7 protein-coding genes are annotated in these 7,020 nt (G+C 62.2%); 3 read left to right on the top strand and 4 right to left on the bottom strand.

Going from position 1 to position 7,020, the window contains the following annotated elements; all coding sequences use genetic code 11:
- Positions 1-520: 520 nt before the first annotated feature.
- From rpsT to mutM, 3 genes are all read right to left on the bottom strand, one after another.
- On the bottom strand, positions 521-784 hold the full coding sequence (rpsT, locus tag T8A63_RS17980; RefSeq protein WP_067622964.1) for a 30S ribosomal protein S20: 264 nt from the start codon (positions 782-784) through the stop codon (positions 521-523).
- A gap of 174 nt (positions 785-958) precedes the next feature.
- Positions 959-1,735, bottom strand: a complete 777-nt coding sequence (locus T8A63_RS17975; RefSeq protein WP_067622966.1) for an enoyl-CoA hydratase — start codon at positions 1,733-1,735, stop codon at positions 959-961.
- A 64-nt stretch (positions 1,736-1,799) separates the two neighbouring features.
- Positions 1,800-2,651 carry a bifunctional DNA-formamidopyrimidine glycosylase/DNA-(apurinic or apyrimidinic site) lyase gene (gene mutM / locus T8A63_RS17970; RefSeq protein ID WP_322344621.1) on the bottom strand — a complete coding sequence of 284 codons (852 nt, stop codon included), beginning with the start codon at positions 2,649-2,651 and terminating at the stop codon, positions 1,800-1,802.
- 100 nt (positions 2,652-2,751) lie between these two features.
- On the opposite strand from mutM, the gene ubiE reads away from it, so the two are divergent.
- Both ubiE and ubiB read left to right on the top strand, forming a co-directional pair.
- On the top strand, positions 2,752-3,504 hold the full coding sequence (ubiE, locus tag T8A63_RS17965) for a bifunctional demethylmenaquinone methyltransferase/2-methoxy-6-polyprenyl-1,4-benzoquinol methylase UbiE (RefSeq protein ID WP_322344620.1): 753 nt from the start codon (positions 2,752-2,754) through the stop codon (positions 3,502-3,504).
- Complete coding sequence (gene ubiB / locus T8A63_RS17960; protein ID WP_322344619.1) at positions 3,504-5,036, top strand: 2-polyprenylphenol 6-hydroxylase; 1,533 nt, start codon at positions 3,504-3,506, stop codon at positions 5,034-5,036. The genes ubiE and ubiB overlap by 1 nt, the downstream gene beginning before the upstream one ends.
- Positions 5,037-5,064: 28 nt before the next feature.
- Here the strand turns inward: ubiB and T8A63_RS17955 are convergent, their stop codons facing one another.
- On the bottom strand, positions 5,065-6,246 hold the full coding sequence (locus T8A63_RS17955; RefSeq protein WP_322344618.1) for an acetyl-CoA C-acyltransferase family protein: 1,182 nt from the start codon (positions 6,244-6,246) through the stop codon (positions 5,065-5,067).
- A gap of 115 nt (positions 6,247-6,361) precedes the next feature.
- On the opposite strand from T8A63_RS17955, the gene T8A63_RS17950 reads away from it, so the two are divergent.
- A complete protein-coding gene (locus T8A63_RS17950) occupies positions 6,362-6,928 on the top strand; it encodes a helix-turn-helix domain-containing protein (RefSeq protein WP_322345781.1) in 567 nt (188 codons plus the stop codon).
- Positions 6,929-7,020 lie beyond the last annotated feature (92 nt).

Genomic DNA, 7,020 nt, shown 5'->3' with positions numbered 1-7,020 from the left:
CGTGCCTTACGTCCCGCTTTGCTTTTCGCACAGAGGCCGAGTGGATCCCGGCCCTCAATATTGTTTCACCCGGCAACAGGTCATCCACCCGGTCCCACGCGGATGACCGACCTGTGTCCTTCGGACTTTAAAAGAATGGCAAGCCCATAAGCCTGATGCGCCGTAAACCGGCGCAAGAGGCGCTGAACGAACCGTTCGTGTTCTCATCGACAGGGTAAACGTGCTGGCAGCAGCATTCACGACAGTGCGCGGGGCCGTTTTTACACGGTCACTTGCACCCCCCTAAACTTGGCATTCTGCCAGTCGGCTGACACCTTGTTCAGGGCCTGTCCCCCCAAGCGAAATGAATCGCTGGACCTTTGGTAGCAAGTGTTTCCGGTCCGCTTCAACATATCTTCCATCTTGACTCAGAGATTGCCTGAAAAGAATCTCTGGCGTGTTTTTTTCGCTGCACCCGCACGAAAAAAGGCGCCGCAATGCGGCGCCTATTGTCTTTCAAAGGGTTGGCTGTGGAGCCGGATTAACCCAGTGCTTTGACCCGTGCGGCCAGACGCGACATTTTGCGCGAAGCGGTGTTTTTGTGGAAAACGCCTTTGGTGACGCCGCGCATCAGCTCGGGCTGGGCGGCTTTCAAAGCGGCGGTTGCGGCTTCTTTATCACCGGAGGTGATCGCCTCTTCGACTTTGCGCAGGTAGGTGCGGATGCGCGAACGGCGGGCTTTGTTGATCGCAAAACGTTTCTCGTTTTGACGTGCGCGCTTTGCGGATTGTGTTGTGTTTGCCATGAGTATCAGCCTTCGGGTTCATTTTGTTGCGTAGCAATGCGTGACGCCAACCCTACCGGAAATCCGGGCCCCAAAAGGGCAGGTGATTCTAGCCAGAGCGGGCTGCACGCGCATGTATTGGGGCTGCCTATAAGACAGCAGGCGCGGCAATGCAAGCCGCGCCCATAGAATCGCTTATTTGTCGCGGAACTGCGCTTCGCGCTTTTCAAGAAAGGCCGACATGCCTTCTTTCTGGTCTTCGGTGTTGAACAGCGAATGGAACATGCGGCGCTCGAACAACAGGCCTTCGCTCAGCGGCACCTCATAGGCGCGGTTCACGCATTCCTTGACCACGGTGGCCGAGATCATCGATTTCTCGGCGATCTTGCCAGCGGCGGCCATGGCTTCTTCCATCAGCTTTTTGACCGGCACAACGCGCGACACAAGGCCCGAGCGTTCGGCTTCTTCGGCATCCATGAAGCGGCCCGTTAGGTTCATGTCCATCGCTTTGGACTTGCCCACAAGGCGCGTCAGACGCTGGGTGCCGCCGATGCCTGCCACGACACCAAGGTTGATCTCAGGCTGGCCGAACTTGGCGCTTTCCGAACAGATGATGAAATCGCACATCATCGCCAATTCGCAGCCACCGCCCAAGGCATAGCCCGACACGGCTGCGATGATCGGCTTACGCACGCGCAGAATCTGATCTGTTTCGGGGGTGAAGAGATCGCCCATGAAGACGTCGACAAAGCTTTGATCGCGCATCATTGCGATATCGGCCCCGGCCGCGAATGCCTTTTCCGACCCGGTGATGACGATGCAGCGCACCTTGTCGTTTTCCTGCGCGCCTTTCAGCGCTTTGGCCAATTCACCCAGCAACGCGTCGTTGAGCGCATTGAGCGCATCCGGGCGGTTGAGGGTGATCAGGGCTACATGGTTGTCCACGTCCACGGTGATCGTTTCGTAAGCCATCAAGAATGCTCTTTGTTGTTGCGCTCAGGGGAATGTGCATACCACGCGGCAACCATGTTTCAAGTTATCTTTGGCAACGGGGGCAATAGAAGGAAGACCGCCCGCTTTGTACGATGCGCCCGATGGTGCCGTCGCAGCCCGGTCGGCGGCAGGGTTGCCCCTCTCGTCCGTAGACATCGAAGCTGTGCTGGAAATAGCCCAATTCGCCGTCCGCCTGCCGGAAGTCCTTGAGCGAGGATCCCCCCGCTTCGATCGCATCGGCCAGCACCTCGCGGATGATCGGCACCAGCCCGGCGATCCGCGTGGTCGAGATGCGCCCGGCCTTGCGGGCGGGGTGAATCCCTGCGCGGTAAAGTGCTTCGCAGACGTAGATATTTCCCAAACCTGCCACGATCCGCTGGTCGAGCAAGGCGGATTTGATCGGTGTATTGCGCCCCTTAAGCTTCGCCACCAGATGCGCTTCGTGAAAGTCATTGCCCAAGGGTTCCGGCCCGAGCGAAGCCAGCAGTTTATGCGTCTCGGCCCCGGCGGTGGGCATCAGATCCATCGCGCCGAAACGGCGGGGGTCGTTAAAGGTGATCCGCGCACCGTTACCCATATGCAACACGACGTGGTCATGTTTCTCCGGGGCGGGGTGGTTGTGCTGAAACTGTCCCAACGGGTCGCCCGAGACCAGCATCCGCCCAGACATGCCCAGATGCACCAGCAGCGATTCCCCACTCGCCAGATCGGCGAGGATGTATTTCGACCGCCGCCGCAGCAGGCCGACGCGCTGCCCGGTCAACCGCTCAGCCATGCGCTCGGGGAAGGGCCAGCGCAGGTCGGGGCGGTTGACCTCGGCCCGGGCGATCACTTGGCCCTCCATCGCGGGGGCCAGCCCTCGGCGGACGGTTTCGACCTCTGGCAGTTCCGGCATCTCGGTTTCCCCTCTGGCTTGCCTGTGACAAAAGGCACGCATTGTCCCCAGCCTACGGCACCCTATAACAAGGGACTGAACCAGAGGATCGCAAGAGCAGATGACCCAGGACGCCGACAAAACCACCCATTTCGGGTTCGAGACCGTACCCGAGCATGAAAAAGCAGGTCGCGTGCAGGGTGTGTTCAACTCCGTCGCCAGCAAATACGACATCATGAACGATGTGATGAGCATGGGCATCCACCGCGTCTGGAAAGAAGCGATGATGGATTGGCTCGCCCCGCGCCCCGGTCAGAAGTTGCTGGATGTGGCGGGTGGCACGGGCGATGTGTCGTTCAAGTTTCTGGGCCGCGCGGGCCACGGTCATGCCACGGTGCTCGACCTCACCGAGCCGATGTTGGTCGAAGGCCGCAAACGCGCCGAGGCCGACAGCCTGACCGGCAGTCTCGACTGGGTGGTGGGCGACGCCATGGCGCTGCCGTTCCCCGATAATACCTTTGATGTCTACACGATCAGCTTTGGCATCCGGAACGTGACCCGCCCCCAAGAGGCGCTGAACGAAGCGTACCGCGTGCTGCGCCCCGGTGGCCGCCTGATGGTGTTGGAGTTCAGCCAGCTGCCCAACCCGGCGATGCAAAAAGCCTACGACCTCTACAGTTTCAACGTGATCCCGCGCATGGGCCAAGCCATCGCAGGGGACCGCGACAGCTATCAGTATCTGGTCGAATCCATCCGTAACTTCCCCGATCAAGAGACCTTCTTGTCGATGGTACGCACGGCTGGTTTCGGTCAGGCCAAATACCGCAACCTGACCATGGGGATCGCGGCGCTGCATTCGGGCTGGAAACTCTGATGCGCGGTCCGCACAACATCTGGCGGTTGATCCGCACCGGCGCGACGCTGGAACGCGCGGGCGCGATGAATGTGGTGCTGGATGCTTTCGATGCTTCCCCGGCGCTGCGTTTCGTGGCCCGCGCGCTTGGCCTGCCGTTCAAATGGCTGGGCTACAAGGGCGACCCGACCATGCCGCCCGCCACCCGCGCGCTCACGGCGCTTGGCCCGGCCTACATCAAATTTGGTCAGGTGCTGTCGACCCGGCCTGACGTGGTGGGCGATGATCTGGCTGTGCAACTGCGCGTGCTGCAAGACAAGCTGCCGCCTTTTGACACGGCGCTGGCCCGCAGGGCGGTCGAGCAGGAGTTGGGTGAGCCGGTCAGCGCGATCTTTTCCGAGTTCAGCGAGCCCGTCGCCGCGGCCTCCATCGCGCAGGTGCATCACGCGCAGCTGGCCGAGACCGGTGAAGAGGTCGCCGTCAAAGTCCTGCGCCCCGGCATCGAAAAAGCCTTCCGCAAGGACATCGACGCTTTCTATCTTGCCGCCCGCATGGCCGAAATCTTCTCTCCCGGATCGCGCCGATTGCGCCCGATGGAGGTGATCGAGCATTTCGACGGCGTTGTGCGGGGGGAGTTGGACCTGCGGCTGGAAAGCTCCGCCGCGTCGGAGTTTGCCGCCAACACCAAAGATGACACCGGATTTCAACTGCCTGAGATCAAGTGGAATTATTCGGGTCGCCGCGTGATGACGCTGGGCTGGGCCGATGGCCTGCCGCTGGGCGACAACGCGGCACTCGATGCCGCCGGACACGACCGTGTGGCGCTGTCGGAACGGGTGCTGCAACTCTTTTTGCAACACGCCCTGCGCGACGGCTATTTCCACGCCGACATGCACCAAGGCAACCTCAAGGTCGCGGCCAATGGCGATATCATCGCTTATGACTTCGGCATCATGGGCCATATCGACAGCTATACCCGCCGCGTCTATGCCGAGATCCTCTATGGCTTTATCCGCCGCGATTACGAGCGCGTGGCCAAGGTGCATTTTGAGGCGGGTTACGTGCCTGCCGACAAGGATGTCGATGAATTCGCCCGCGCCCTGCGCGCGGTGGGCGAGCCGATTTTCGGCATGGATGCCACCCGCATTTCCATGGCGCGGCTGCTGACCTACCTCTTTGAAGTGACTGAGCGTTTCGGCATGGAAACCCGGACCGAGCTGATCTTGCTGCAACGCACGATGGTCGTGGTTGAGGGCGTGGCCCGCTCGCTCAACCCGCATATCAACATCTGGGAAGTCGCGAGCCCGATTGTGACCGATTACATCACCAAGTCGCTAGGGCCGCGCGCGATCGTTTCTGATCTGCGCGACACGGCGATGGTCATGGCCCGCTTTGGTCCGCGTTTGCCGGGGTTGGTCGAACAGGCGCTGAACCGTCAGGCCGAGGAGCAGCCCGAGCGCCGCCCGCGGTTCTGGCGCTACATCGCGGCGACTGCGGTGATGTCCGGCATTGCCGGGGCCACCACAATCGCCCTGATCGGCGCGCTGCTTTAGGGCAGGGGGCCGCGGAGGCCCCCCGCATTCAGGCGATACGTTCGATGGCCATGGCGATGCCTTGCCCCCCGCCGATGCACATGGTGATCAACGCGCGCTTGCCGCCGATCCGCTCCAGCTCATAAAGCGCCTTCACGGTGATGATCGCCCCCGTCGCGCCGACCGGATGGCCAAGGGCGATGGCCCCGCCGTTGGGGTTCACTTTCGCCGGGTCGAATCCCAACTCCTTGCTCACCGCCAGCGCTTGGCTGGCAAATGCCTCGTTGCTTTCGATCACATCGAAATCATCGGCCTTCAGGCCGGTGCGCTCCAGCAGGCGGCGGACGGCGGGAACCGGGCCGATGCCCATGACTTCGGGCCGCACACCGGCATGGGCGTAGCCAAGGATGCGCGCACGGGGCGCCAGCCCGGCGGCCTCGGCTGCCCCGGCGCGGGCCAGCACCAGCGCCGCGGCACCGTCGTTGATACCGCTGGCATTGCCCGCCGTGACGCGCCCGTCCTTCTGGAATACGGGGCGCAGCCCGGCCAGTGCCTCGGCCGTGGTGGCCTTGGGGTGTTCATCGGTGTCAAAGGGCACCATGTCGCGCTTGACCTTTACGTCGACCGGCACGATTTGATCCTTGAAATGCCCCGCCGCGATGGCCGCTGCTGCACGCTCTTGGCTTTGCAGGGCAAAGGCGTCCATCTCCTCGCGGGAGATGGTATGTTCATCCGCGACATTCTCGGCCGTGACCCCCATGTGGCCGGTGCCGAAGGGGCAGTTCAGCGTGCCCAAAAGCATGTCGAGGCTGCGAACATCGCCCATTTTCTGGCCCCAGCGGGCATCGGGCAGAATGTAAGGTGCGCGCGACATGCTCTCGGCCCCGCCAGCAAGGGCGAAATCCGCATCGCCCAGCATCAGGCTTTGGGTCGCCGAGACCAGCGCTTGCACGCCCGAACCGCACAGGCGGTTCACGTTCATCGCGGGCACTTCATCCGGCACGCCCGCATCGCGCGCGGCGACGCGGCTGAGGTACATGTCGCGCGGCTCGGTGTTGATGACGGTGCCAAACACCACATGGCCGATCTGCGCCGGGTCAACGCCAGCCCGCTCCATCGCGGCGCGGGCCACGGTGCTGCCCAAGGTGGTTGGCGGGGTCGCGGCAAGGCTGCCGCCGAAAGTGCCGATGGCAGTGCGTGCACCGCCCAAGATGACGATATCGTTTGACATGAAGCTCTCCTCTATCCGTTGGCGGTACTATGGGGCGGAGATGACCCGCTGTCAGGCGAAACGTCCCGTCAAAGCGCCGCTTGACAGGGGCAGTGCGCCGCGCGACATATCCGCCATGACGGAAAATAATGACAAGATCCTGACGCAACTGCCCGCCCGCTTGAAAGCGGCGCGACAGGGGCAGGGGCTTTCGCTTGATGCCGTGGCCAAGCTTTCGGGCGTGTCACGCTCTATGGTGAGCCAGATTGAGCGCGGGGAATCGAGCCCGACCATCGCCACGCTGTGGAACCTGACCCGGGCCTTGCAGGTGGATTTCGCGGGGCTTTTAGATGGCGCGCCAACCGAAGCGCAGATCGAAGTGCTGCGCAGTGCTGCGGTGCCGACGATCAACAATCTTGGCTCCGGCTGTCGCATCCGCATCCTATCTCCGCCCGAAGAAGCCGGGCATCATGAGGTGTATGAACTGCTCATCGCCGAGGGCGGCATGTTGGACAGCGCCCCGCATACCCGTGGTGCCCGTGAGCATCTGAGCGTCTTTGAAGGTGCTGTCGAGGTCACAAGCGGCGCGGGGACCGAGCAATTGCAGGCCGGAGACACCGCCCGTTATGCTGCCGATGTACCCCACGCCATCCGCGCCACGGCGGGACCGGTACGGGCCTTCTTGGTCGTGCAGGACGTCTGATATCCGGTATATCGGAAAAAATCCGCTATTCAAGAAATCCTCTATTCCGGAATAGCTTCCGTTATGGTAGACGCTCCCTGAAAAGGAGAGCC

The organism is Sulfitobacter sp. OXR-159, assembly GCF_034377145.1.
GTDB lineage: Bacteria > Pseudomonadota > Alphaproteobacteria > Rhodobacterales > Rhodobacteraceae > Sulfitobacter.
Note: the sequence above shows the minus strand (reverse complement) of the source record. Positions and strands in the feature narration are given on the sequence as shown.